Consider the following 26,640-nt stretch of genomic DNA (forward strand, 5'->3'; position numbering starts at 1 on the left):
TGATGCAGGAAACCGTGCTCAACAAGATTGTTCGTGACAAAGCGCAATGGGTCGCAGCACGACAGCAACAACAGCCACTGGCCAGTTTTCAGAATGAAATCGTCCCGAGTGAACGCGGTTTTTACCACGCGTTAGAGGGAGCCAGAACGGCGTTTATTCTTGAATGTAAAAAGGCATCCCCTTCCAAAGGGTTGATCCGCGAAAACTTTGATCCGGTGGAAATCGCTGAGGTCTACAAGGATTTCGCCTCGGCGATCTCGGTGCTGACCGATGAAAAATACTTCCAGGGCAGCTTCGATTTTCTGCCGCTGGTCAGCAAGACGGTGACACAGCCGGTACTGTGCAAAGATTTTATTATCGATCCGTACCAGATCTACCTGGCTCGTTTCTATCAGGCCGATGCCATCCTGCTGATGCTGTCGGTGCTTAATGACGATCAATACCGTCAGTTAGCCGCAGTGGCGCACAGCCTGAACATGGGCGTGCTGACCGAAGTGATCAGTGAAGAGGAATTGCAACGGGCCATTGCTCTGGAAGCGCGCGTGGTGGGCATCAATAACCGCGATCTGCGCGATCTGAGCATCGATCTGGATCGCACTCGTCAGTTGGCGCCACGCGTGCCGCACGGTGTGACGGTGATCAGCGAGTCCGGCATCAACAACTACGGCCAGATCCGCGAACTGAGCCACTTTGCCAACGGTTTTCTGATTGGCAGTGCATTGATGTCGGAACCCGACCTGCGCGCCGCCGTGCGCCGGGTGATGCTCGGCGACAATAAAGTTTGCGGGCTGACCCGTCCGCAGGATGCCGCCGCAGCTTATCAGGCGGGTGCCGTCTACGGTGGGCTGATTTTTGTCGGGCGCTCCCCGCGCTATGTCGATATCACCCGTGCCCGTGAAGTCATTTCCGGCGCTCCGCTGAAATACGTCGGCGTGTTCTGTGACGCACAGGTAGAAACGGTAGTACAGACTGTCGCACGTCTGGGCCTGAAAGCAGTGCAACTGCACGGTGCGGAAGACCAAACCTATATCACCGCCCTGCGCGCCGAACTGCCGATCGACTGTCAGATTTGGAAGGCGCTGAGCGTGAAAGACCATTTGCCAAAGCGCGATTTGCAGCACGTTGACCGCTACCTGCTGGATAACGGCGCGGGCGGCACCGGGCAACGTTTCGACTGGTCGGTACTCCAGGGTGAAAACCTGGAAAACGTGATGCTGGCCGGTGGCCTGGGTGCAGACAACTGTGTTGACGCGGCCAAGCTCGGCTGCGCCGGTCTGGACTTTAACTCCGGCGTTGAGAGCCAGCCCGGCATTAAGGATCCTGCCCGTCTGGCGGCGGTGTTCCAGACCCTGCGCGCTTACTGAAGATCATTAACGGATAATAACGGGAACTATAATGACGCTGCTTAACCCCTACTTCGGCGAATTTGGTGGCCAATATGTGCCACAGATTCTGATGCCGGCCTTAAAACAACTGGAAGAAGCCTTTGTCAGCGCACAGCGCGACCCGGAGTTCCAGGCTGAATTTATCGACCTGCTGAAAAACTACGCCGGTCGCCCAACGGCGCTGACGCTGTGCAGAAACCTCACTGCCGGTACCAAAACCAAGCTGTACCTGAAACGTGAAGACTTGCTGCACGGCGGCGCACACAAAACCAACCAGGTGTTGGGTCAGGCACTGTTGGCCAAACGCATGGGCAAAACCGAAATCATCGCCGAAACCGGTGCCGGTCAGCATGGCGTTGCCTCGGCCCTGGCCTGTGCCTTGCTCGGCCTGAAGTGTCGCATCTATATGGGTGCCAAAGATATTGAACGCCAGTCACCGAACGTCTTCCGCATGCGTCTGATGGGGGCGGAAGTGATCCCGGTGCACAGCGGTTCTTCTACCCTGAAAGACGCCTGTAACGAAGCGCTTCGCGACTGGTCCGGCAGCTACGAAACCGCCCACTATATGTTGGGTACCGCAGCAGGCCCACATCCGTATCCAACCATCGTACGTGAATTCCAGCGCATGATCGGTGAGGAAACCAAAGCGCAGATGTTGGAACGCGAAGGCCGCCTGCCGGATGCGGTACTGGCCTGTGTCGGTGGTGGCTCCAACGCCATCGGCATGTTCGCTGACTTTATCGATGATGCCAGCGTGGGTCTGATCGGCGTTGAACCCGCCGGTCTGGGTATTGAAACCGGTCAGCACGGCGCCCCCTTGAAGCACGGCCACGTGGGCATCTATTTCGGCATGAAAGCGCCGATGATGCAGACTTCCGAAGGCCAGATTGAAGAGTCCTATTCCATTTCGGCGGGGCTCGACTTCCCTTCCGTTGGGCCGCAGCACGCCTATCTGAACAGCATTGGTCGCGCAGAATATGTGTCGATTACCGATGACGAGGCGTTGGACGCCTTCAAAGCGCTATCGCGTAGCGAAGGGATTATCCCGGCGCTGGAGTCTTCCCATGCCCTGGCACACGCGCTGAAAATGATCCGTGAAACACCGCAAAAGGAACAGATCCTGGTGGTTAACCTGTCTGGCCGCGGCGACAAAGACATATTTACCGTTCACGACATTCTGAAAGCACGGGGAGAAATCTGATGGAACGTTACCAGCAACTGTTCGACCGCCTGGCAAGCAACAAGGAAGGCGCCTTCGTCCCGTTCGTGACCCTCGGCGATCCAAACCCGACATTGTCATTGCAAATCATCGATACTTTGGTTGAAGCCGGTGCCGACGCGCTGGAATTGGGTATCCCGTTCTCCGATCCACTGGCTGACGGCCCAACCATCCAAAGTGCGGCGCTGCGTGCATTCGCCTCTGGCGTCACGCCAACCCAGTGTTTTGAAATGCTGGCCGCCATCCGTCAGAAGCACCCTGGCATCCCCATTGGCTTGCTGATGTACGCCAACCTGGTGTTCCATAAAGGCATCGATGCGTTTTACCAACGTTGCGCCGAAGTGGGCGTTGATTCGGTGCTGATTGCCGACGTGCCGTATGAAGAGTCTGCGCCCTTCCGGGCCGCCGCTATCCGCCATGGCATCGCGCCGATCTTTATCTGCCCGCCAAATGCCGACGATGATTTGCTGCGTGAAATCTCCTCACACGGCAGGGGATACACCTACCTGTTGTCACGCGCTGGCGTAACCGGGACCGAAAGTCGTGCGCAATTGCCACTGCATCACCTGGTGAACAAACTGCGTGAATACCATGCAGCCCCACCGCTGCAAGGGTTTGGCATTTCCGAGCCGGCTCAGGTGCGTGATGCATTGCAGGCCGGGGCTGCCGGTGCGATATCCGGCTCGGCGATCGTCAAGATTATCGAGCAAAACCAAGCGCAACCGGCCGAAATGCTGACCCGACTGGCGACCTTTGTCAGTGAAATGAAGGCCGCAACCCGGGCGTAATTCCCCAATAACGGGTGCAGAGGATCTGTGCCCGTTGTTAACATATTGTTTCCCTTCAAGGTTGTGCTAATTTTTTACAGCTTGGATTTGAACAAACCCCATTCTTGTCTCACAATGAATCTTGCGCGTCGGGCATTTCTTTATTTGGGGGGAATGCGCTACGTTTTTAGATGAAAACCCAAATGTAGTTTCAACAATAACATTGCATGGAGAGTAATTTATGAAGCTATTTAAAACCCTTTCGGTCTTATGCATGGCAGCCGTTGTGGCATTCGCAGTGAGTGCCTGCGCGCCAACAGCGAAATCTGAAGGGACTGGCGGTTATATTGACGATACGGTAGTGACGACCAAGGTGAAGTCAGCGCTGCTGGCGGATAAAACCATCAAATCTACCGAAATCAGCGTCGAGACCTTTAAAGGTCGTGTGCAGCTGAGCGGTTTCGTCAGCTCAAGCGCCGATGCCAACCGTGCGGTGCAGGTGACTCGTGGCGTAGCGGGTGTGAAATCCGTTGAGAACGTAATGAATATCAAGTAGTAAAAATAAAACGGAGGCGCTGTATGCGCCTCCCTGTTTCACCCCTGTCAGAAGCGATACCCTGCCCCGAACATAAACACCCACGGATCCAAACGCGTATCGATGCTGTGATGGTTACCGTCCGCGTCGTCAAAGCGAGTTTTGGTTTCGATGTTCATCCACCACACTGACATGTTCAGCATCCAGTGCTCATCCAGGTTGTAATCCAGGCCCGCCTGCGCGGCCACGCCCCAGGAGTCTTTCAAACTCAGGTTGCTCAGCCCGGCGCTTTTGCCGTTATCGTTGAATTTTTCATCGAAGAAAGTGGTGTAGTTAACGCCAAGCCCCAGGTACGGACGCAGTTTGTCCTGCTTATCGCCGAAGTAGTATTGCGCCATCAGGCTCGGTGGCAGGTCGCGCACCGTGGCGATATCACCGTTCACCGCCTTGCCATTCAGCCCCACTTTATGGCGAAACGGCGTTGCGGCCAGCAGTTCGACGCCAATATTGTCCGTGACCATATAGCCGAAGGTCAGACCAAGCTGGGTATTATTGTCGGCACTGAATGAGCCTTGCCCCAGCACGTCATCCGATCCGGCATTTGGCCGCACCGTTGCTGCGCCAGCGCGGAAAAGAAAATCCCCTGCCTGATGTGCACTTGCCAACATAGGGGCCATCATCGCCGCCAATACCACCAGAGTTGTCTTTTTCATTATCCATTCCATTTGTGTGGTTATCATCCAGGGGGAATATACCTACTTACGGGTATTTATGATCCCATCGAGATCACATCTTATGTGTAAAAATTTTAAATCCTACTAAAAACAAGGTTACCTAAGGGGCTAATAAATCAAGAATTGATCTGAATCAAAAAACACTTTTGTTGCAAATTATCTACATGTTTAGTTATGAGGTCGTAGCATAAACGGGACAAATATTTTCATTCTTCAACCGGCACGAGGGTGACAAATCTAGCTGGAATTAGGTTAAACGCTGCGGCTTGAAGGATAACGAGTAGATAGCAATAACGGCGATCGCCGAAGAAATCGTCGCAGTGCACTTCACGGGGTGCCACAGCGGCCTGGAACAGGGTACAATCGCCCACTGATTTTGATTTATCTCTGTTTCTCGATGCCAAGGAGTCTGCATGCCTATCACGGCCAACACGTTGTACCGTGACAGTTTTAATTTTTTCCGTAACCAACTGACCAGTATCCTGATGCTGGCGCTGTTGACCGCGTTCATTTCTGTACTGCTCAATCAGGCTTTCAGCCCTGATGTCGAACAGTTGAAGATCCTGAGCGCAACGGAAGGTGACTTTGCTGCATCCGCCGGTATGGGGATCCAGGAAATCATTCAACAAATGACGCCTGAGCAACAGATGGTGTTATTGAAGGTTTCAGCCGCCGCCACCTTTTCCGCATTAGTGGGCAACGTGTTGCTGGTTGGCGGGATGCTGACATTGATTCGCCTGGTTTCCCAGGGGCAGCGCATCAGCGCACTGCGCGCTATCGGTGCTTCCGCGCCAGAGTTGCCACGTTTGCTGTTGCTGCTGTTCATCTGCACGCTGTTGATTCAACTGGGCCTGACGCTGTTTGTGGTACCTGGCGTGATCATGGCGATCGCTTTCTCGCTGGCACCGGTGATCACCGCTACCGACAAGAAAGGCGTGTTTGCCTCGATTAAGCTGAGCTGCAAGTTGGCTTTCGCCAATGCGCGTGTGATTGTTCCGGCGATGATGCTGTGGCTGGCAGCCAAGCTGCTGGTGCTGTTTATGGTGAGCCACCTTTCGGTGCTGACCCCGAACGTCGCCAGCGTGGTATTGACTGCATTGAGCAACCTGGTTTCCGCCCTGTTGCTGGTTTACCTGTTCCGTCTGTATATGCTGCTGCGCAGCTAATTTTGCCACAGGAACTTAAAGGGCACGCCTCGGCGTGCCCTTTTGATTACTGAGTCACCGGCGGTTCAGCCTGTTCCTTACTTTGAATCAGCTTCAGCGCCAGGTACAGATCCGGCACCAGGATCAATTCCCGGTCGCGCCCCATTCGATTGATACGGAACCAGCGCGTCAGCTCGGTTCGACGCCCTGCCAGTACCAGCTTCACGTTACGCTGTAACAAATCCCGTTTCAATTCGTCGATGGCCGCCAATACGCTGATATCGGCATGGGTAAAGCTGGCAACCGCATCAACCACTACCCAACGCGGCTGGAACGGTGTGCTGTCGACCAGGTTGAGGATCCGCCGCTTGAAGTAAGCCACGTTGAAATAGGTCAGCGGCGAGTTGAAGCGATACATCATTACGCCGGGCACCGCTTTAATGCCGTTATTGTTGCCCATTGAGTGGATCATGCCTTCGTCATTAACACCCAGCAGTTGTTCTGTCGGGCGGAACACCGTGCGCAGGAACTGCATCAGGCCCAGTAAGACCGCCAGGCCAATGCCGCTGATCACCCCCACCAGCAGCACGCAGAGGAAGGTAAACATCGCCAGTCGGAAAGCCTGAGCATTACGACGCCGCATGATCCAGATACCGCGAATATCCAGCAACGACCAGGCGGCGTACATCAGCACCACGCCCAAACCCGCGACCGGAATAAACTGCAACGGCGCCATCAGGAACAACAACACGAAAGCAATCACCGCAGCCGCAATGATCGACACCAGTTGGCTCTTGCCGCCGTTGGCATCATTGACCGCGGTACGTGAATCCGCCCCGCTGATGGCAAACCCCTGTGACAGCGCCGAGACGATATTCACCAGCCCGAGCGCGCGGAATTCAGCGTCAGCGTTCACCTCATAACCGTTCTTCGCCGCAAAACTACGGGCAGTCAGCATCATGCTGACAAAACTCACCACCGCCAGGTTGAGCGCCGGGATCACCATGTCACGCAGTAAACCCGGTTGAAAATCCGGCCACTGCACGATGGGCAATACATCGCTAAAGCCGCCCACCGTCACCACACCATGCTGCTGCAGTCCACCAGCCCAGGTCATAAAGGTCACCAGGACGATGGCAAATAACGGCGCCGGCCAGTTGGGCCGCCATTTTTTAAACCCGATCAGCGTAACCAGCGTCAGTAACGACACCGACATGGTCAGCCAATCGCTGTGCATCAGGTTGCCCGGCAGCGCGTAGATACGTTCGATCAACTGCGCCGGATGCACGCCAAAACCGAATACCTTGCCAATTTGATCGACGATAATGGTGATCGCCACGCCGTTCAGCAGCCCACTAAGAATCGGCCTGGAGAGCAGGTCCGCCAGCGCACCCAGCTTGAAGCGGCTGGCCAACAGGCACCAGGCGCCCATCATGGCGGTCATCATAATGGTCAACTGCCAGTGGCGTTCCATATTGCCTGCCGCCAATGGGGTCACAACGGCGGCAATCACCGCGCAGGTCGCCGCATCCGGCCCCACAATCAGTTGGCGTGATGAGCCGAAAAACGCGTAGGCTACCATCGGTAAAATACAGGAATATAACCCTACTATCGGGCTGACTCCCGCCAGTTCGGCGTAGGCAATCGCCACCGGTAAGGCCACGGCGGCCACGGATAATCCGGCGCGGATGTCCGGTTTCAGCCAACTGCGTTGATACCCTAATAAATGCGTCAAACCGGGCGTCAGCGCCTGGAGAGATTTCCACTGCATAAACTGTTTTCCGTTATAAATTATCCGGCTATTATTGTGTGTATCATGCGATGCCAATGCCGTACTGGCAATCTGCCCGCCGCGAACTCGCGACCTCAATCGTAAGTTTATGCAAATTCCTGCTTTCATGGCGGAAATCCGGCGGTCAAACGCCGATAATCAGCGCTTGCCAGCGGTACACAGAGCCCGCCAAATCCGGTATAGTCGGCCGATGAACAGATGATGGATTGATTTATGAAGCAGTTTCTTGATTTCCTCCCGTTAATTGTCTTTTTTGCATTTTATAAGCTCTACGATATCTACGTCGCCTCTGGTGCGCTGATTGTTGCTACCGCCCTGGCGCTGGTGTTCACCTGGTTTAAATACCGCAAAATCGAGAAGATGACGCTGATCACCTTCCTGATGGTCCTGGTGTTTGGCACCCTGACACTGGTGTTCCATAACGATTTGTTTATCAAATGGAAAGTGACGATCATCTACTGCCTGTTTGCGCTGGCACTGCTGATCAGCCAACTGGTGCTCAAAAAGCCGCTGGTACAACGCATGCTGGGCAAAGAGCTGACGCTGCCGGATAAAGTCTGGAACACCCTCAACCTGGCCTGGGCCGTCTTCTTCCTGGTCTGTGGCCTGGCGAATATCTACGTCGCTTTCTGGCTGCCTCAGAGCGTTTGGGTTAACTTCAAAGTGTTCGGCCTGACCGCGCTGACGCTGGTATATACCCTGCTCAGCGGCGTTTATATCTATCGGCACATGCCGGAAGAACAGAAAAAATAGTTACAAAATTGTTAATGCCCGTGGCGTTTGCTACGGGCAGTATAGTGAAATCCCTTCCTTGATAAGCAGACAGCTATGACTCAACAACGACCTTTACCCAGTGGCGAAATGGTGCTGCGAACGCTGGCGATGCCGGCAGATACCAATGCCAACGGCGATATTTTTGGCGGCTGGCTGATGTCGCAGATGGACATCGGTGGCGCTATTCAGGCGAAAGAAATTGCCGAAGGCCGTGTCGTGACCGTGCGAGTGGATGGCATGACCTTCCTGAAACCGGTCGCGGTAGGTGACGTGGTATGTTGCTACGCACACTGCATCCGCACCGGACGCAGCTCGATCACCATCAATATCGAAGTGTGGGTCAAGAAAGTGTCTTCAGCCCCTATCGGCCAGCGCTACCGTGCGACCGAAGCGGTGTTTACCTATGTTGCCGTAGACGACGAAGGTAATTCACGCGCCCTGCCCGACGGTAAGATGAACTTCCGTGTGGGCTTCGAAGAATAAGCCGGAATGCAGGCAGTAAAAAGGGTCGCCACAGGGCGACCCTTTTCTTTGTCAAAATCACTCCCAGTGTCAGTTCATTTCCGTGGTGCCGTTAATTTTAAAGCGGATACTCATGGTGATATTCTTCGCTTCCTTGGCTTCATAACGCCACTTACGCATCGCCTGTTTCACTTCACGCTCAAACATATTGCGTGGCTCCGCAGACAGGATACGCACGTTACTCAAACGGCCATCACTATCGACATCAAACTGCACCCGCACATTGCCTTCAATCTGCAAGGCTCTGGCGCGCGGCGGATAAATCGGGTCAGCACGGCTGATCGCTCTCGGCGTCACATCACGTGAATTGCCCGCAACCGGCGCGGATGGCGCCTGCTTCACCGGAGCCCTATCGACAGGCTTGGCCGGCTGGTTATTTTCAAACGGCGACGGCTCACGCGGCTCGGTTTTCTGCGGCTCACGCTTAACCGTTTTCTCGACCTTCGGCTTCGGTTTTGGCTTCGGCTTGGGTTTTACCGGCTCAGGCTTCAGTATCGCCTTCGGCGGAGGCTCTGGGAGCGGTTCCGGCTCCGGCTCGGGTTCAGGCTCCACCTGTGGCTCTGGCTCAGGCTCGGCCGGTGCAGGCGGTGGCGGCTCTGCCATCGCGGCGGTATTGACCATCATGACGCTGATCGGCGCATCCTCAGGTTTCGGCAACTCCATCACCTCCTTGACAGAAGCATAGAGCAGACTCGCCACCAGGGCGCTATGTAAGCCAACGGACAGGACAATTGGCACGGACAAACGGCGATTAAGGAACATCTTTTTTAGCGGCATAATGATTCTGTTTCCTCTGGTTCGCCAAGTTTAAATGCAAATAGCAATCATATTCAATAACGAATGGCAAACTATCGCTCTAATCGTCATTATTCATTGCTAAAACCTGTAAACTCATGAGGATATTAACCTTTCATTTGCCTTTTAACTGAGGCTTTTACACGCTTCATTAACCTGATTCACCCGGGTCAAAAACGAAAAAAACCGCCGTAGCGGGTTATCTTTGCCCCATGCAGCGTTATTCTTCATCGCCGTAATACAGTACGCCCAGTTTGATCAGCGGTCGGCCCTGCGCTTTACGATGCAGGTTGCTGTCACGTAGCGAATAAACGCAGCCGCAGTACTCTTGCTGATAAAAACGCTCACGTTTGCTGATGTCGATCATCCGCGATGAACCGCCCTTTTTACGCCAGTTGTAATCCCAATACTCCAGATCGGGGTACTTTTCCGCCGCGCGCACCCCACAGTCGGTGATTTGCTGCATATTCTTCCAGCGAGAGATACCCAGCGAGCTGGAGATAGTGTCGTAGCCGTTTTCATGCGCGTAGAGTGCGGTGCGTTCAAAACGCATGTCGAAACACATGGTGCAACGGATACCGCGCTCAGGTTCATGCTCCATGCCTTTGGCACGAGCGAACCAGTTATCGGTATCATAATCGGCGTCGATGATCGGTACCCCGTGCTGCTCGGCAAAGCGGATATTCTCGTCCTTGCGCAGCAGGTATTCCTTTTGCGGATGGATATTCGGGTTATAGAAGAAAATGGCGTATTCGATGCCGGAGGCTTGAATGGCTTCCATCACCTCCCCGGAACAGGGCGCACAGCAAGAATGCAGCAGCAGTTTGCTTTTGCCCTCAGGCAAGTCGAGTTTATCTCTAACCAGTTCCGTCATTTCCTCACCTCTCAATCCTTGTCTCATTAAACCGCGCGGCCGCACTATACGAATAAAAGCTAGTCGCTTCAAGGCATAAGCGCCAGCCACAGTTAAATTCCAGCGGGCGGGCATTCCCTTGTATCTCCTTTTGCGCTACTTTAAATTTACCCTTCTATAGCAATGATTTTAAAGGTGAAACATGCTTTATCTGATCTACGCGCAAGACGTGCCCAACTCTTTGGAAAACCGCCTGTCAGTACGCCCCGCACACCTGGCTCGCCTGCAGGCACTGCGTGACGCAGGTCGCCTGATAGTTGCCGGCCCCAATCCAGCCATCGACAGCAACGATCCGGGCAGTGCCGGTTTCAGCGGTTCTACGGTGATTGCGGAATTCGCCTCACTGGCCGACGCCCAAGCCTGGGCCGAACAGGATCCTTACGTCGCCGCCGGTGTTTATGCCGAGGTGACGGTCAAACCCTTCAAGCAAGTGTTGTAGTTCAATCACGACCCGCGGATTAGGCCTTGTTACCTTCCCGCTAAATCACAGACAAAAAAAGCCAGCACGGAGTGGCTGGCTAAAGGGTTCTTCGAGGGAATATCTTGTCCGATAAACTTACTCTCTTCACCTGTCGGTCCGCCATCTATCGCTGTGATAGGTGAGCTATTTTTTCGCCAAAATCAACGCCTGCATATCTGTAAACATGGCGTCCCACTCTGGCTGGTCAATCTCCATCAGGCCAAAGAAACGCAGCATAAATGCCCCTTCTGTGGCCAGAAAAGCCAATCGAGCACGTTTGCCTTCTTCGCTGGTTAAGTCCAGGTCGGCGATCCGGCTGCGGTACCACTCGCGCGTACTGTCCAAATGCTCTGGCGTTTGGATCAGGGTCGCCATCAGCCCCGCCGCCTTGGCGCTGGATGCCTGATCCGAACTTCGGGTCGCCTGCATATGTGCTTGTACGGTAGTGGTGGCCGAGGGATTGTCCCCGGCAATGGCATCAAACACCCGGTCATAGGCCTTACCCCAACGATCGAACATCGCATCAATTAACGCGTCTTTGCTGCCAAAGCAGTATTGCACCCCGCCCTTGGAAATCCCCATCGCCTTAGCAACGGAATCAATGGTCAGCCCGGCGGCACCCTGCGTGGCGACAATCTCTTCAGCCGTATCCAGAACCTTGTCACGATCGATGCTGCGTTGACGTCCCATTGAGAAACCCTCTTTTAAATACATACGTATGGATATATATTAACGCCAGTATACCACCCGACAGGTTCGGGTAGTGACTTTATGGCAACGCATCCGCGTCGCTCGTTTTTTTTGGAATAATATTATGCACGTAAACAACCGCTGGTTGATCCTGGCAATGATTTCCAGCGCGCTATTTTTGATCATCATCGACATGACGGTGCTGTACACCGCATTGCCACGCCTGACGTTAGCGCTGGATGCCAGTGCGTCACAAAAATTATGGATCGTGAATGCCTACCCGTTAGTGGTTGCCGGTTTGCTGCCCGGTGCAGGCATGTTGAGCGATCGCATTGGTCATAAACGGCTGTTTATTGCCGGACTGCCCGTGTTTGCCGTCGCCTCCCTGTGTGCGGCCTTTTCTCCTTCAGCCGAATGGTTGATCGCCGCTCGCGTATTCCTCGCTGTCGGTGCAGCAATGATGATGCCGGCCACGCTGTCCATTGTCCGCCACGTTTTTACCGACGAACGCGAACGCGCCCTGGCGATTGGTATTTGGGCTGCCGTCGCCTCTGGTGGTGCCGCTATTGGCCCGGTGGTTGGCGGGGTCCTGCTGGAATATTTCTGGTGGGGGTCGGTGTTCTTGATCAACGTGCCAGTCGTTATGGTGGTGTTACCGCTGGCATGGCGGTTGATACCGCACTGCGGCGGAGAAAATAAACGCCCTTACGATATCATCGGTTCGGTGCAGATCATGGCCGGTCTGGTGGGCTGCATCTATGCGCTGAAGGAACTGAGCAAGGCGACGCCCTCCTTCACTGCGTTGACGGTGTCTGCTGCCATCGGTATTTTCTCGCTCTGGCTGTTTGTCCGCCGCCAGCGTCAGGCGCGTTATCCAATGATCGACTTCTCGCTGTTCCAGAATCGGCTGTTTGCCGGTGGCGTCGGCGTGGCTCTGATATCGATGATAGCCCTGGTCGGTGTGGAGCTGGTGCTGACTCAACGTCTGCAGTTGGTGCTTGAACTTAGTCCGTTACAAGCGGCACTGTTCATTCTGCCGATCCCCGTGGCATCGGCATTAGCCGGTCCGCTGGCCGGATTAATGCTGCCACGCTACGGCGAGCGCAGCATGATATTTGGTGGGTTGCTCCTGACCGGCTTGGGTATTGGCGGCCTGGCGCTGCTTTATCAGAGTAGCCTGGTGCTGCAGTTGGTTTGCCTGTTTATCGCCGGTTTTGGTCTTGGGGGAGTAATTACCGCCGCGTCGACCGCCATCATGCTCAATGCTCCGGAAGAAAAATCCGGTATGGCGGCGTCGATCGAAGATGTGTCCTATGAACTGGGTGGCGTTCTGGGCATCACCTTGCTGGGTGGGTTGATGACCGCTATCTATAGCCACAGTCTGGCGCTGCCTGGCAGTCTGCCGGTGAGTGAAGTCGCTTACGACAGTATCGATGAGGCCTTGCGGTTGGCCTCAACTCTGGCCGCCGATCAGGCACAACAGCTGAAGCAACTGGCCCGCCTGGCTTTCGACCGCGCATTTATCGTGGTGCTGATCACGGCGGCATTACTGATGGTGCTGGGTGCCGGTGTGGCAAAAATGGCCTTGCGCAAGGAATGATAAGAAGCCGCTTTTGTTGTTAACGCATTCTGCTTAAACTGAATTGGCAATTTGCTTGTCGGATTTATCGTTATTGGTTTCAACGATTGCATTGATGCTTTTGATCGTCTTTAACCCTGCGATAAATCCGGTTACTGTGTTTGTTATGGATATTGTGTAAATCATCGAATCAAATAATCAGGAGAAGATTATTATGGCAACGACGAAGAAAGCAGCTAAAAACCATATCGGCCTGGACAGTAAACAATCGGCAAAACTATCGGAGGCGTTGAATGCGCTGCTGGCGAATTATCAGGTGCTGTATATGAACGTGCGCGGTTACCACTGGAACATTTCCGGCCCGCATTTCTTTGAGCTGCACGTCAAATTTGAAGAAACCTATAACGATCTGCTGACCAAGGTTGATGAGTTGGCGGAACGTATTCTGACCCTGGGTTCGCAGCCGCGTCATGCCTTCAGCGATTATCTGAAAACTTCCGACATCAAGGAAGACACCAACGTCACCGACGATAAAGGCACGCTGGGTGGATTGCTGCACGGTTATTCGGTGCTGCTGCAACAGCAGCGCGACCTGTTGACACTGGCCGCCGATGCGGGTGATGAAGGGACGGCCTCACTGATGAGCGACTACATCAAAGAGCAGGAAAAGCAGGTTTGGATGCTTAACGCCTATCTGGGGAAATAAACCCAGCCGCAGTTAACAAAACAGTCCCCTCAGGGACTGTTTTTGCTTTACCACTCGTAGGCCACCACAAACAGCAATGAACGTCGGTGTTGGTCATCCAGGCGACGTCGCACCCGAATAATATGCCGATTGCTACAAGACTGGCGTTCCAACCAGCGATGCCTGCGGCGCTGACTCTGTCTTAGCATCCGCCAGCGGCCCACCTCGTTTCTACTGCGTCTCATCGTTTTGTCACTCATCCGTCAAAAACCTACGGCGGGCATTATAGCCCTTTCGCTGAGCGATCCAAGCCTCAGTTCGCCGTATTTTAATCCGACTGGGCGACGCGACAACCGGCGAAAAATGTATTTTTTGTTTACAGCAAGTGCCTTAAGCCAATCATATTTTTGCAACATAAGCGCCGAGAAAAGGTTTCCCCTTTAGCGTTCTGTGCGTACACTCATCGTTGGTGGTTTGCGAACGGGATTTTTCGCCTTTATGACAACATTTTATACCGTAATCAGTTGGCTCATGGTCTTTGGTTACTGGCTGCTTATCGCCGGTGTGACACTGCGTATTCTGATGAAACGCCGCGCTGTACCTTCCGCTATGGCCTGGTTGCTGGTTATCTATATTCTGCCGCTGTTCGGTATTGTGGCTTATTTATCCTTTGGTGAATTGCATCTGGGCAAACGCCGCGCCGAACGCGCCAAGGCGATGTGGCCTTCTACCGCACGCTGGCTGAGCGAATTAAAAGAGAGCCAGCGCATCTTCGCCACCGATTACAGCGAGGTCGCCAGACCCCTGTTCCAACTGTGCAATCGTCGCCAGGGTATTGATGGCGTCAAGGGCAACCAACTTCAGTTACTCACCACCACCGACGCAACGCTAAAAGCGCTAATCCGTGATATTGAGCTGGCGCGCCATAATATTGAGATGGTGTTTTACATCTGGCAACCCGGCGGATTGGTGGATCAGGTGGCCGAATCCCTGATGGCCGCTGCGCGCCGCGGTGTACATTGTCGCCTGATGCTGGACTCTGCCGGCAGCCTGCAGTTCTTCCGCAGCCCCTATCCCGGCATGATGCGTAATGCCGGCATCGAGGTGGTGGAATCACTCAAGGTCAACCTGTTCCGCGTATTCCTGCGTCGGATGGATTTGCGTCAACACCGTAAAGTGGTACTGATTGACAACTATATTGCCTACACCGGCAGTATGAATATGGTCGATCCACGCTATTTCAAACAGGACGCCGGTGTCGGTCAGTGGATCGATCTGATGGCACGTATGGAGGGCCCGGTCGCCAGTACCATGGGTATCGTTTATGCCTGTGACTGGGAGATTGAAACCGGTAAACGGATCCTGCCACCGCCGCCGGACGTCAATATCATGCCGTTCGAACAGGAAAGCGGTCACACTATCCAGGTTATCGCCTCCGGTCCCGGCTTCCCGGAAGAAATGATCCACCAGGCGCTGCTGACCGCGGTTTACTCAGCACGTGAACAGTTGATCATGACCACCCCCTACTTCGTGCCAAGTGACGATTTGCTGCATGCGATCTGCACCGCCGCACTGCGCGGGGTTGAAGTCAGCATTATTGTGCCACGCGACAACGACTCCACGATGGTACGCTGGGCCAGTCGCTCTTTCTTCTCCGAACTGCTGGAAGCAGGCGTCAATATCTACCAGTTTGAAGACGGCCTGCTGCATACCAAGAGCGTACTGGTTGATGGTCAACTCAGTCTGGTTGGCACGGTGAATCTGGATATGCGTAGCCTGTGGCTGAATTTCGAAATCACACTGGTGATCGACGATGACGGTTTCGGCAGCGATCTGGCCTGCGTGCAGGATGACTATATAGCCCGCTCGCAGTTGCTGAATGCCAAAGAGTGGCAGAAGCGGCCGTTCTGGCACCGTATTGTTGAGCGCCTGTTCTACTTTTTCAGCCCGCTGTTATAAATGCCGTAGCGGGCATGCTTTATACCCTTTCCGTAGGGGGCGAACAAATTCGCCCCGATTAACACGGGCGCAGCATGCAGCGCCCCTACCAATCTGAGGATGAATGATCTGGTCGCCTAGCTACAACTTGAAATTCATAGGGTATAATGAGGAATCATTTGTTATCGGGATTTAATTATGGATTTGAATAACCGCCTTACTGAAGACGAAACGCTGGAACAGGCTTACGACATCTTTTTGGAGTTGGCCGGCGACAATCTGGATCCGGCGGATATTCTGCTGTTCAACCTGCAGTTTGAAGAACGCGGTGGCGCCGAACTGTATGACCCGGCGGAAGACTGGTCGGAGCATGTGGATTTTGACCTGAACCCGGACTTCTTCGCCGAAGTGGTGATTGGCCTGGCGGACAGCGATGGCGAACCGATCAATGACGTGTTTGCCCGCGTGCTGCTGTGCCGAGAGAAAGACCACAAGCTTTGCCACATTCTGTGGAAAGAGTAACAGCGCAAGCATCAATATAAACCATGCCTGTCATCGTGACTGGCATGGTTTTATACCCTTCCCGTCAGGCTACAATCACCTGGAGATTTGCCGGGAAAACCAGGTTCTTCAATTTTTTCTCCGGGTCGCTGGTCACCAGCCACGAGATCTCTTTTAACTCTGCCACCAGCCCTGTCGCATGGTTATTCAGTTTATGCCCATCGGCGAGGACAATGGTTTTGTTGCTATTTTTGATCATCTGACGGGCAATCGCCGCTTCGTTCAAATCTTGATCCATCACCCCCGCTTTCGGGCTCACCGCCCCCGCGCCGATAACAGCATAATCCGCATAGAAAGCACTGATTCCCTGCAATGCCACCGGCCCAATACATTCCATTTTTGACAGGCCAAATTGCCCGCCGATCAAAATCAGGTTGATCGTCGTATTGTCATGAAACAGGTTGGCAATAACGGGCGAATTGGTGATGACGGTAAGCTGGTTAATGTTAGTAATCTGCTTGGCAAACTCCAGCGTCGTGGTACCAAAGTCGATGAACATTGAGTCACCAGGCTTGATCAATTCGGCTGCTTTCACGGCGATGGCCTTTTTATCATCCTCAGCCAATCTGGCTCGCTGATTAAACTCCAGCTCAAACCCAAACTGAGCGATGACTGCCCCACCATGGATTTTCTTGATGTGTTTGAGTTCTTCAAGCTTATTGAGATCTCTGCGAATGGTCTCCTGCGAAACATTAAAGTCATCAGCCAGTTCATTAACAAACACTTGCCCGTTAGTTTTCAACTTTTCGAGAATGATATTTCTGCGTTCTAGTGCGTTTGAATAATCCATCTTCTGACCCATTTCGTTGCATTTAACATGATAAAAACTGTGGATTTAAGGGTTTTCATTGCTTAGTTGGCAATTGTTCACCAACTCAAACCATGAAGCAACAGCCTATTGAACTTTCACACACAAAAACACAGCAACAACCACATCATAACCACACTGTCATAAGTAAAAAACACGATATTGGTCACAATTAAATCGAATGTTGTGATTTTAATGTTGATTTAATGTGTTTTAATGATAATAAGTAATATAAACGGGCACAATGACAACATCTAAACCACAAGTAGACCTGAGGGCTTTATGCTGAACCAACGCTATGCAGCCATTGACCAAGGAACAACCGGAACACGCGTCGTGGTGTTCGGCGAGGATGGAAAACACTTTTCCCCCGCCGCCATTGCACATAAACAATTAACGCCCAATCCAGGTTGGGTTGAACACGATCCTATAGAGATCTTGCGTAATATCCGCTCCTGCCTTAGCCAATGCGGTGTGGTAGATGCGATTGGTTTGGCACATCAGGGTGAGAGCGTCGTCGCATGGGATGCACAAAGCGGCTTACCACTGTATAACGCCATTATTTGGCAAGACCAGCGTACTGAATCCACCCTCCGTCGTCTGCGCATTGACGGTGTGGAAGAAACCGTTCGGGCAAAAACCGGCTTGCCACTGGATACCTATTTCTCGGCCAGTAAACTGGGTTGGATCATGCGTAATGTGCCCGGCGCCCGCGAGCTTTCACGCCGCGGATATTTACGACTTGGCACTATGGACAGTTTTTTCATGTTCCATCTGTGCGGTACTCACGCCACGGATTACAACTCAGCTTCGCGAACTTCGCTGTTCAATATTCATACCCTGCAATGGGATGAAGAACTGTGCCGGATCTTTGGCGTCCCCATCAGCGCCTTGCCCGAAATTAGGGATAATATCGGCCATTTTGGAGACGTGACTTATTCCGGCAATACCACCCCACTGACCGCCTGCATCGTCGATCAGTTCGCCGGTACCTATGGCCATGGCTGCCTGCAACCCGGCCAGATGAAAATCACTTTCGGTACCGGCGCATTTTTGCAGTCAATTACCGGCACCGAGGTACCCGATGCGCAGAGTTCGGGCCTGTTACCCACGCTATGTTGGAAACTGCCGGGCGAACCTCCGCTCTATGGCCTGGATGGCGGCGTCTATAACGCAGCATCAGCCATCAATTGGGCCAAAAAGATCGGCTTGTACAGTGATATCGAGGAGTTCTCCGATTTCCCGGATGAACCCGCTATTGCTCGCGGATTGGCATTTGTCCCTGCGCTCTCCGGGTTGGGCTGCCCTTATTGGGATCGCTCCGCTGCAGGACTCTGGGCCGGACTGTCGCTGGAAACCGAACGTAAAGATATGCTGCAGTCCATTCTTGAAGGGATTGCCATGCGCTCGGCCGAAGTGATTTACGCCATGGACCAAATTCGCCCTATTGGCGACACCATCTCCGTGGACGGCGGCTTATCGGCAAACCTCTACTTTAAGCAGTTTCTTGCCAACCTGATCCAAAAACGCATCGTCACCCCGTCTAACCGAGAAATTACCGCTCAGGGCGTCGCTTTGCTGGCGCGTAAGGGTTTAGGTAATGCCCATCCGATGAACGTCAGAACACAACACATCACTACTGAACCCGCTGCGCGCGATCTGTCTCCTTATTTTGAGAAATATAAGGACATTATTTCCCGATCCCGCAACCTGCGTAGCGAATAAATAATAAGAAAATGGAGGCAATTATGTCTGAGATTGGCAACATCATCATCTATATCATTATGGCCGGAACCCTGCTCGGTGCCATGGCATCGGTGATCAAACCTGAAAGCGGTTTAGGCAAAGAATTCGTCAATGGCATTCACTCCATTGGCCCCGTGTTTCTGGCACAAGCCGGTATTATGGCGGCGATCCCGATCCTTTCTTACGCCATTACCTACACCGTCGGTCCCCTGTTCCAATCAATGGGCTCGGATGCATCCATTGCCGCCCTTTCCATTATCGCCGTTGATATAGGTGGCTATCAGTTGGCGGACGCCATCGCTGCTAACCGGGATCAATGGATTACCGCAATGTTGATTGGTTACACCTCTGGTGCCAGCATAGTTTATTTGATCCCGGTCGGTCTGGTGATGTTACAACAGAAAGACCACAAGTATCTGGCCCTGGGCGCCATGGCAGGCTTAATCAGCATCCCGTTTGGGGTCTTGATTTCATTGACGATCATCACATTCAATAATATTCCTGTAAGGGATATCATCTCAACGTCTTCACCCGCCAACCATTACTTGAGCATCGATTTTTTCAATGCCCTACAACTGCTTTCCCCCCTGTTTGTCTTTTGCATTCTGCTGGCCTTGGGACTGAAGTACCGAACCCTTTTGATGGTTAAATGCTTCCTGTTCTTTGGCAAAATTATGGATGCCTTTATTAAGATGGTGCTGGCCGCCTGCATTATTCAGCACTTCACAGGCGTCTTCAGCAAACTCTTTGGCGGCTGGGTATTTGATCCTCTCTTCGCCGACGAAAAAGAACTTTATCGGGCCATTGAGATTGCCGGCTATATTGGCATCATGTTGGCGGGCACCTTTCCGATTTGCTATCTGTTCCAAAAATATTGTCAGCGCCCAATGAAGTTTATTGGCCGTCAACTTCGGCTAACAGACGCCGGGGCCCTTGGCATGGTGATGGTGCTGGCCAATATCATCGCCGTTTATCACCTGTTCAAAGATATGCGCGCCCGTGACAAGGTACTATGCGTCGCCTTTGGTATCTGCGCTCAAGCCACGTTAGGCGACCATTTGGCCTTCACCGCTAACTTCCAGCCAACCCTTGTCCTTCCCATTATGGCCGGCAAATTCCTTGCCGGTGCCATTGCTGTTGCCATTGCGATCTTCATTTCCGTGCCGGAAGCTCAGCGTATGGAACAACGTGACATGGTCGAAGAGGAGGCTGCGCAAAACGATCTACCGGCAGTCCCCCAACCCCTTTAATCCCCTAATTGACTCCCTTGCTGTGCCTGTACAGGGCACAGCTTTCTTTTAAATCCATGAGGTCACCATGCGTAAGATATTCCTTGCCTGCCCCTACAGTCATGCCGACGAGAACGTGATACAGGAACGATTCCTTGCCTGCAATCGAGTTGCTGCCCACATTATCGAGGCTGGCCATGCGGCATTCAGTCAGGTGACAATGTCACACCCAATTAATCTACAGTTGCAGCACACCGATAAAGCAGGGATAGGCAAAATGTGGGCACCCGTTGACGCCCTGTTTTTAGATATGATGGAAGAATTGATTATTTTGGATCTTGCTGGCTGGGATAAGAGTGCAGGCATTAAGCGAGAGATTGAGTTCTACCAATCGCGTAATCAACGCGTAAGCCTGTGGTCAGAGGTTGAGCACGAATTTAAATAACCCATTGGAATCTTAAAAAATAAGCCTGCAAATTTGCAGGCTTATTCATTGGTACCGGAGGTAAGAACCGCTATCGAGCGATAACGGTTATTTGACTGCCTGGGACAACAGCTGAAATATCGATGTTCTTCAAAAGAATACGGCGTTCAGGTAAGCAACGGTGTTTCGCCCGATAAAGCTCATTTTGACCATCGCGTACGATAATCTCGCCGTTATGGTAACGGTTAACGCGCACGTTCAGCGTGACGTGCTCTGCAGCTTGTGGCGAGACAGAAAGTACGTTGGGTGCAGAAATACGGAATACGTCGTCCAGTTGAATGAAAATATTAAAACGTTGTGTGTCATCTTGGCATAATGCTTGTGCCACCTGCCGCCCTACGCGCAAGCCCTCCTGATAGCACTGATCCCCCATATCTGCCGGATGGGTCATATTGCCCACCACATAATAATCTCGATCAGAACAGCGGCCATGCTGATCAAACCACGGACGGCCACTATCAGGTTCATAAGCCAGGTGACTATTACGAATCAACGTATACTCACCGGTAAAACGCCCGGTAAAGATAATGCTGTCACAAGCCAGTTGCTGCGAGCTGCCGTCTGCGCCGGTAAATTCAATGCTTTCTACCCGTTCGCTACCGTTGATCTGCGTAATATGAGCCCCCAGGTGGAGCTTCACGCCCATAACGCGGGCATATAATGCCGCGAGACGAAAGGTCGTTGGTCGGGTGTTTTCATCAATCAGCGCCACTGCCTTGATACCCGCATTGCGTAGCGTCCAGATAGTGGAAAAACTGACTAATTCGGACCCTATGATCACCGGCTTAATGCCTGGTAGGAGTTTTTTCAGATAGATAAACTGTTGCAATGCCCCCGCGGTCAGTACCCCCTGAGGCCTGACGCCACTAACCAGCCTGGCATGGCGTGGCGTTTCGCGCACGCCTGTGGCAATAATCACACGTTTCGCCCGTAAGGTTTCAAGACCCCGATCGGATGAAATAGTCACTTTGCCACCCGGCTCGATACTCACCACCGTAGTGCTGGTCCTGATTTCACAATTTTTCTGCACCATACTCACTATTCGTGCAGCCCAAACGTGCCCTTTCATCGGTCGGTGGAAGGTCTGTATACCAAATGTCGGATGCCGGCAGTGACGCGGAACGCCTCCCGCCTCTTTTTCTCTTTCTAACAACAGGATGCGGCTTACTCCCTCATCCCATAGAGCCCGGGCGGCGGCCAAACCGGCCGGCCCTGCGCCAATAATAATGACGTCGTATACCTGACTCATTTTATCCTCCCGACGACCAGAGTATTATCCAGACGATCACCTACGATTTCAGCGACCTGATTACTACAGAAAAAACCGTTACAACGCCCCATCATGACGCGTGTACGGCGGCGCAACCCGCCGATACACTCCGGCGGTACAGCGGAATGGAAAGCGGCCTCCAATTCGCGCCGCGTGACTAATTCGCAATGACAAACGATGCCACCATTGCCCGAACAGGCATAATCACGCGGTTGGTACTCCGACAGCATCGGCATCACCGGCCACTGCACATCGGCAGGCGGTTGGATTGGAAACAGATCGCTGAAATGGTTGTGGTAAAGATCTTCCACATGAGCGGCAATGCCCAGCGCAGCAGTCAGCCCGGTTGATCGTATGCCACCTACGCTGATCCAATGTTCCTGAGGGTAGTGATAAATTCGATACTCTTTTTTTTCCGTTGCTGGACGAAGCCCGGCATAAGTAGCAGTGACAGTATACTGAGTCAGTGTCGGCAACATTTTGCTGCCTTTTTCAATCAACCCTTTGAGTACAGCTTCATCAACGTCGGCACGCTCACGGTCGGTTTGCTCTTCAGCCGTCGGACCTAAAATCATATTGCCGAAGATCGTCCGACACAGCAGAACACCTTTGGTGGTGGGTGTGGGAACCGGCAATATGATGGCATTGATATCCGCAGCGGCCGCTTTGTCGTACACCAAAAACTGCCCTTTACGTGGGCGGATCTCATAGTCTGGTGTTCGCCACAGGCCGTCGATTAAGTCGCCATGATTGCCTGCGCAGTTAATTACCAGCCTGGTACGTACCTTGCCAAGGCTTGTCTGCAATGACCATCCTTGAGCGTCCTGAGCTGCATCAGTAACTTCACAGTTGAAATGATAAGCGCCGCCGTGCATCACGGCCTGCGTGACATAGGCGAGTGGTGCGCTCCAGGGATCAATCACATATTCGCCGGGGACAAACACGCCACCCAGCGCACCCGCAGCCAATTTTGGCTCGCGCTGGTAAACTTCAGCCGCAGAAATTTGCACCACATCCATCACCCCATTTTCATGGGCTTGTTTTACGATCCCTGGGAGAGCGTCCAATTGTTCTTCACTCCAGGCCACCACAATAGCCGTGGTCTGCAACAGCGGGAGATTCATCTGTTCTTTGATCGCCAAATACTCTTTGTAACCTGCCTGCATGCATTGCAATTCGAGGCTTCCCGTTGGCGCATCAAAACCGGTATGCAAAATGGCACTGTTAGCCTTACTGGCGCCAGACAATATGTCGCCCCCCCGCTCCAGCAATAGCGTTTTCGCCCCCATAAGAGTGAAACGACGGAAAACGGCGCATCCCACCACACCGCCCCCAATAACTACCACATCAACATTTTCATTTAGCTGTGTCATATGCGTTATCTCACCACGAAACATGTGATAATAAAACCACACAAACCACACAATAACAACATCAATACCACACATTAAAAATCTAAAAAACAAATCACAACCTAGGGGTATAAATAATAAAATTTATAATTATCAACAACAAAAATTTAATTTTAGAGATGTCGACCTCGATTGTGAAAACGAGAAAAAATTGTGGCTTTTGTTGGTTTTAGCTTGTGTAGAGATGAAAAAAGGGTTCATGATAAACATGAACCTTTAATAGGCGACACAACGGCTCGAAACTGTCGGTTACAGCGGATCGACCTTCAGACAAGAAACCGCATGACGGAAGCTGCCTTCCAGCAACGGTCGGGTCTTGGCGCATTCCGGCCCGGCGATGGGACAGCGAGTACGGAACACACAGCCAGATGGCGGGTTGATCGGTGAAGGCAGTTCCCCTTCCAGCAACTGGATCTTTTTATCCTTCTCCTTGTCCGGATCCGGAACCGGCACCGCCGACATCAGAGCTTTGGTATAAGGATGCTGCGGGTTGTGATACACCTCGTCATAGGTGCCCAGTTCCACCGCATGGCCCAGATACATCACCAGCACGCGGTCAGAGATGTGTTTTACTACCGCCAGGTCATGAGCGATAAAGATCAGCGACAGCCCCATTTCACGCTGCAGTTGCTGCAGCAGGTTCACCACCTGTGCCTGGATCGACACATCCAGCGCCGAGACCGGTTCATCACAAATCACCAGTTTTGGCTCCAGGATCAGGGCGCGGGCGATACCGATACGCTGACACTGACCACCGGAAAACTCATGCGGATAGCGGTTGATCAGGTTTGGCAACAGGCCAACCTTCAGCATCATCGCTTTAACCTTGTCTTTCACTTCCTGACGCGGCATTTTTGGGTAATAGGTGCGCAGTGGTTCGGCGATGATTTCCCCGATGGTCATGCGTGGGTTCAGTGAGGCCAGCGGATCCTGGAAGATCATCTGAATATCGCTGCGGGTTTTGCGCCAGTCAACGTCGCTCATACCGAGCAAGTCTTTACCCAGCCAGGCAACGCGCCCGCTGGTCGCTTTCACCAGACCGATAATGGCGCGGGCAAAGGTCGATTTACCACAGCCCGACTCGCCCACCACGCCCAGAGTTTCCCCTTCGAACAGGCGCAACGTCACACCGTCAACGGCCTTCAGGGTTTTCGGCGGCTGCCAGAACCACTGTTTGTCATCATGAATGTCGAAGTGCACTTTCAAATCAGCCACTTCGAGCAGGACTTTCTTGTCGGTTACCGTACTCATACCAACGCCTCCACCGGTTTAAAGCAGGCACGTAGACGCCCTTCGCCAAACTGCTCCAACGGCGGAGCGCTTGCACATTGCGGCATCGCGTAAGAACAACGCGGCTGGAACGGGCAGCCTTTCGGCAGGCGTAGCAGATTCGGTGGGTTGCCAGGAATAGTCATCAGCGCCTCACCTTCGGCGTCCAAACGGGGTACCGCATTCAGCAAACCAATCGAGTAAGGGTGGCTAGGACGATAGAACACATCGCGTGCACTGCCATATTCCATGGTGCGTCCGGCGTACATCACCAGTACCTTGTTACAGATGCCGGCCACCACGCCCAGGTCGTGGGTGATCATAATGATGGCGGTGTTGAACTCGCGCTTAAGCTCGTTCAGTAGCGTCATGATCTGCGCCTGAACCGTCACATCCAGTGCGGTGGTAGGTTCATCGGCGATCAACAGCTTCGGCCGGCACAGCAACGCCATGGCAATCATCACGCGCTGGCGCATACCGCCGGAAAACTCATGCGGATACATGCGCATGCGCTTACGCGCTTCAGGCATTTTAACCGCATCAAGCATGCGCACCGATTCTTCAAAGGCTGCACTTTTACCCATGTTCTTGTGCTGCATCAGCACTTCCATCAACTGCTCACCAACGCGCATATAGGGGTTGAGTGAAGTCATCGGGTCCTGGAAAATCATCGAAATCTCTTCCGCCCGCAGCTTGTTGAGCTGTTTTTCCGGCAGGTTGAGGATTTCACGGCCGTTAAATTTAGCCGAGCCGCCAATGCGACCGTTGCTGGCTAACAGCCCCATCAGCGCAAAGGCGGTCTGGGATTTACCAGAACCTGATTCCCCCACGATACCCAGCGTTTCGCCGGCGCGCAGGTCAAAGTTCAGATCGTTCACTGCCGTCACGTCACCGTCCGGGGTGCCGAAGGTCACGCGCAGGTCTTTTACATCCAGCAACAGCGGCGATTTAGCGGCGGTGCTGGTTTGCAACTGCGGATTTTCAATGGTGCTCATGATTGCACTCCTTAACGATCTTTCGGGTCGAGGGCGTCACGCAGGCCATCGCCGATAAAGTTGAAACAAAACAGAGTGACAACCAGGAAACCCGCCGGGAACAGCAGCAACCACGGTGAAACTTCCATCGAGTTGGCGCCATCGCTCAGCAATGCACCCCAGCTGCTTAACGGTTCCTGAGTACCCAGCCCCAGGAAGCTGAGGAAGGATTCGAACAGGATCATGCTCGGCACCAGCAATGAAGCGTATACCACCACCACACCGAGCACGTTCGGCACGATATGGCGCAGCACGATATTGCGGCTCGACACCCCGCACACCAACGCCGCTTCGATAAATTCCTTACGCTTCAGGCTCAGGGTTTGTCCGCGCACAATACGCGCCATATCCAGCCAGGACACCATGCCGATCGCCACAAAGATCAACAGGATGTTTTGCCCGAAGAAGGTGACCAGCAAGATAACGAAGAACATGAACGGGAAGGAGTTGAGGATTTCCAACAGGCGCATCATTACCGAGTCGGTTTTACCGCCCAGGTAACCGGACATCGCGCCATACAGCGTCCCGACAATCACCGCCACCAGCGCGGCTGATACGCCAACCATCAGCGAGATACGTCCGCCAATCGCCACGCGCACCAGCAAGTCACGACCGGAGGAGTCGGTGCCAAAGTAATGGCCCGCGTCAAGGCTCGGCGCGGCCGACATCATCGCCCAATCGGTATCGTCATAGGCAAACTGTGACAGCCAGGGTGCCACAATCACAAACAGGGTAATCAGCACCAGCACAAACAGACTGCTGACTGCCGCACGGTTATGCACAAAGCGGCGACGGGCATCCTGCCACAGGCTGCGCCCTTCCACTTCGAGCTTTTCGCTGAAGTTCTCCAGAGCCTCGCTGTTCTTTTTCGTCAACATCATTTGCGTGCTCCAG

The 26,640-nt window shown here is 53.2% G+C and carries 27 protein-coding genes; 15 read left to right on the top strand and 12 right to left on the bottom strand.

Translation table 11 applies throughout. The features are described 5' to 3' along the window. Positions 1 to 2: 2 nt before the first annotated feature. The 4 genes from trpCF (at position 3) to QOT07_RS13790 (ending at position 3,927) form a co-directional block, all read left to right on the top strand. A complete protein-coding gene (trpCF, locus tag QOT07_RS13775; RefSeq protein WP_198404420.1) occupies positions 3 to 1,364 on the top strand; it encodes a bifunctional indole-3-glycerol-phosphate synthase TrpC/phosphoribosylanthranilate isomerase TrpF in 1,362 nt (453 codons plus the stop codon). A gap of 31 nt (positions 1,365 to 1,395) precedes the next feature. Continuing rightward, a complete protein-coding gene (trpB, locus tag QOT07_RS13780; protein ID WP_099062853.1) occupies positions 1,396 to 2,586 on the top strand; it encodes a tryptophan synthase subunit beta in 1,191 nt (396 codons plus the stop codon). Then, a complete protein-coding gene (trpA, locus tag QOT07_RS13785) occupies positions 2,586 to 3,392 on the top strand; it encodes a tryptophan synthase subunit alpha (RefSeq protein WP_129934501.1) in 807 nt (268 codons plus the stop codon). The genes trpB and trpA overlap by 1 nt, the downstream gene beginning before the upstream one ends. A gap of 220 nt (positions 3,393 to 3,612) precedes the next feature. Then, a complete protein-coding gene (locus tag QOT07_RS13790) occupies positions 3,613 to 3,927 on the top strand; it encodes a BON domain-containing protein (protein WP_012145400.1) in 315 nt (104 codons plus the stop codon). 47 nt (positions 3,928 to 3,974) lie between these two features. On the opposite strand, the gene ompW is transcribed toward QOT07_RS13790, so the two are convergent. After that, complete coding sequence (gene ompW / locus QOT07_RS13795; protein WP_099062851.1) at positions 3,975 to 4,619, bottom strand: outer membrane protein OmpW; 645 nt, start codon at positions 4,617 to 4,619, stop codon at positions 3,975 to 3,977. A 434-nt stretch (positions 4,620 to 5,053) separates the two neighbouring features. On the opposite strand from ompW, the gene QOT07_RS13800 reads away from it, so the two are divergent. Further along, positions 5,054 to 5,806, top strand: a complete 753-nt coding sequence (locus QOT07_RS13800) for a YciC family protein (protein WP_099062850.1) — start codon at positions 5,054 to 5,056, stop codon at positions 5,804 to 5,806. 46 nt (positions 5,807 to 5,852) lie between these two features. Here QOT07_RS13800 and QOT07_RS13805 read toward each other — a convergent pair whose 3' ends face one another. Further along, positions 5,853 to 7,556, bottom strand: a complete 1,704-nt coding sequence (locus QOT07_RS13805; RefSeq protein ID WP_099062849.1) for a SulP family inorganic anion transporter — start codon at positions 7,554 to 7,556, stop codon at positions 5,853 to 5,855. A gap of 234 nt (positions 7,557 to 7,790) precedes the next feature. Between QOT07_RS13805 and QOT07_RS13810 the strand changes: the two genes are divergently transcribed. After that, the gene (locus tag QOT07_RS13810; protein WP_085117069.1) at positions 7,791 to 8,330 is read left to right on the top strand and encodes a septation protein A; all 540 of its coding nucleotides are present in this window, start codon (positions 7,791 to 7,793) and stop codon (positions 8,328 to 8,330) included. A gap of 75 nt (positions 8,331 to 8,405) precedes the next feature. Continuing rightward, positions 8,406 to 8,834: an acyl-CoA thioester hydrolase YciA gene (yciA, locus tag QOT07_RS13815; RefSeq protein ID WP_012145405.1), complete on the top strand. Its 429-nt coding sequence runs from the start codon at positions 8,406 to 8,408 to the stop codon at positions 8,832 to 8,834. A gap of 69 nt (positions 8,835 to 8,903) precedes the next feature. Here yciA and tonB read toward each other — a convergent pair whose 3' ends face one another. Next, entirely contained in the window at positions 8,904 to 9,650 is a 747-nt protein-coding gene (tonB, locus tag QOT07_RS13820) for a TonB system transport protein TonB (protein ID WP_261426466.1), read from the bottom strand. Between the two features lie 238 nt (positions 9,651 to 9,888). Further along, positions 9,889 to 10,542, bottom strand: coding sequence for an epoxyqueuosine reductase QueH (locus QOT07_RS13825; RefSeq protein ID WP_099062846.1), 654 nt, complete (start codon positions 10,540 to 10,542; stop codon positions 9,889 to 9,891). 181 nt (positions 10,543 to 10,723) lie between these two features. On the opposite strand from QOT07_RS13825, the gene QOT07_RS13830 reads away from it, so the two are divergent. Beyond that, positions 10,724 to 11,020: a YciI family protein gene (locus QOT07_RS13830; protein ID WP_099062845.1), complete on the top strand. Its 297-nt coding sequence runs from the start codon at positions 10,724 to 10,726 to the stop codon at positions 11,018 to 11,020. 165 nt (positions 11,021 to 11,185) lie between these two features. Here QOT07_RS13830 and QOT07_RS13835 read toward each other — a convergent pair whose 3' ends face one another. Beyond that, positions 11,186 to 11,731, bottom strand: coding sequence for a TetR/AcrR family transcriptional regulator (locus QOT07_RS13835; RefSeq protein WP_283603356.1), 546 nt, complete (start codon positions 11,729 to 11,731; stop codon positions 11,186 to 11,188). Between the two features lie 124 nt (positions 11,732 to 11,855). Here QOT07_RS13835 and QOT07_RS13840 point away from each other — a divergent pair, with 124 nt between their 5' ends. Both QOT07_RS13840 and QOT07_RS13845 read left to right on the top strand, forming a co-directional pair. Then, a complete protein-coding gene (locus tag QOT07_RS13840) occupies positions 11,856 to 13,331 on the top strand; it encodes an MFS transporter (protein WP_099062842.1) in 1,476 nt (491 codons plus the stop codon). Between the two features lie 193 nt (positions 13,332 to 13,524). Beyond that, positions 13,525 to 14,016 carry a Dps family protein gene (locus QOT07_RS13845; RefSeq protein ID WP_085117075.1) on the top strand — a complete coding sequence of 164 codons (492 nt, stop codon included), beginning with the start codon at positions 13,525 to 13,527 and terminating at the stop codon, positions 14,014 to 14,016. A 47-nt stretch (positions 14,017 to 14,063) separates the two neighbouring features. On the opposite strand, the gene QOT07_RS13850 is transcribed toward QOT07_RS13845, so the two are convergent. Further along, positions 14,064 to 14,240 carry a YciY family protein gene (locus tag QOT07_RS13850; RefSeq protein ID WP_071593055.1) on the bottom strand — a complete coding sequence of 59 codons (177 nt, stop codon included), beginning with the start codon at positions 14,238 to 14,240 and terminating at the stop codon, positions 14,064 to 14,066. Positions 14,241 to 14,493: 253 nt separating this feature from the next. Between QOT07_RS13850 and cls the strand changes: the two genes are divergently transcribed. After that, entirely contained in the window at positions 14,494 to 15,954 is a 1,461-nt protein-coding gene (gene cls, locus QOT07_RS13855) for a cardiolipin synthase (RefSeq protein WP_085117076.1), read from the top strand. Between the two features lie 177 nt (positions 15,955 to 16,131). Beyond that, positions 16,132 to 16,455 (top strand): HI1450 family dsDNA-mimic protein, encoded by a 324-nt coding sequence (locus QOT07_RS13860; RefSeq protein WP_004945300.1) that lies wholly within the window; start codon positions 16,132 to 16,134, stop codon positions 16,453 to 16,455. 64 nt (positions 16,456 to 16,519) lie between these two features. Here QOT07_RS13860 and QOT07_RS13865 read toward each other — a convergent pair whose 3' ends face one another. Then, complete coding sequence (locus QOT07_RS13865; protein WP_283603357.1) at positions 16,520 to 17,284, bottom strand: DeoR/GlpR family DNA-binding transcription regulator; 765 nt, start codon at positions 17,282 to 17,284, stop codon at positions 16,520 to 16,522. A gap of 300 nt (positions 17,285 to 17,584) precedes the next feature. Here QOT07_RS13865 and QOT07_RS13870 point away from each other — a divergent pair, with 300 nt between their 5' ends. The 3 genes from QOT07_RS13870 (at position 17,585) to QOT07_RS13880 (ending at position 20,722) form a co-directional block, all read left to right on the top strand. After that, on the top strand, positions 17,585 to 19,027 hold the full coding sequence (locus tag QOT07_RS13870; RefSeq protein ID WP_283603358.1) for a glycerol kinase: 1,443 nt from the start codon (positions 17,585 to 17,587) through the stop codon (positions 19,025 to 19,027). Between the two features lie 23 nt (positions 19,028 to 19,050). Continuing rightward, positions 19,051 to 20,298: an ethanolamine utilization protein EutH gene (eutH, locus tag QOT07_RS13875; RefSeq protein WP_283603359.1), complete on the top strand. Its 1,248-nt coding sequence runs from the start codon at positions 19,051 to 19,053 to the stop codon at positions 20,296 to 20,298. Between the two features lie 67 nt (positions 20,299 to 20,365). After that, positions 20,366 to 20,722: a DUF1937 family protein gene (locus QOT07_RS13880; protein ID WP_283603360.1), complete on the top strand. Its 357-nt coding sequence runs from the start codon at positions 20,366 to 20,368 to the stop codon at positions 20,720 to 20,722. 70 nt (positions 20,723 to 20,792) lie between these two features. Here QOT07_RS13880 and QOT07_RS13885 read toward each other — a convergent pair whose 3' ends face one another. The 5 genes from QOT07_RS13885 to oppC form a co-directional block, all read right to left on the bottom strand. After that, a complete protein-coding gene (locus QOT07_RS13885; protein WP_283603361.1) occupies positions 20,793 to 22,010 on the bottom strand; it encodes an FAD-dependent oxidoreductase in 1,218 nt (405 codons plus the stop codon). Next, positions 22,007 to 23,404: an NAD(P)/FAD-dependent oxidoreductase gene (locus tag QOT07_RS13890; RefSeq protein WP_283604362.1), complete on the bottom strand. Its 1,398-nt coding sequence runs from the start codon at positions 23,402 to 23,404 to the stop codon at positions 22,007 to 22,009. Before QOT07_RS13890 ends, QOT07_RS13885 begins: the two co-directional genes overlap by 4 nt. Before the next feature lie 288 nt (positions 23,405 to 23,692). Then, a complete protein-coding gene (gene oppF / locus QOT07_RS13895; RefSeq protein WP_099062841.1) occupies positions 23,693 to 24,694 on the bottom strand; it encodes a murein tripeptide/oligopeptide ABC transporter ATP binding protein OppF in 1,002 nt (333 codons plus the stop codon). Next, positions 24,691 to 25,707 carry an ABC transporter ATP-binding protein gene (gene oppD, locus QOT07_RS13900; protein WP_099062840.1) on the bottom strand — a complete coding sequence of 339 codons (1,017 nt, stop codon included), beginning with the start codon at positions 25,705 to 25,707 and terminating at the stop codon, positions 24,691 to 24,693. Before oppD ends, oppF begins: the two co-directional genes overlap by 4 nt. An 11-nt stretch (positions 25,708 to 25,718) precedes the next feature. Beyond that, a complete protein-coding gene (gene oppC / locus QOT07_RS13905; RefSeq protein ID WP_099062839.1) occupies positions 25,719 to 26,627 on the bottom strand; it encodes an oligopeptide ABC transporter permease OppC in 909 nt (302 codons plus the stop codon). Between the last annotated feature and the right edge of the window lie 13 nt (positions 26,628 to 26,640).

The sequence above is a fragment of the Serratia proteamaculans genome (assembly GCF_949794035.1).
Classification (GTDB): Bacteria; Pseudomonadota; Gammaproteobacteria; order Enterobacterales; family Enterobacteriaceae; genus Serratia; species Serratia proteamaculans.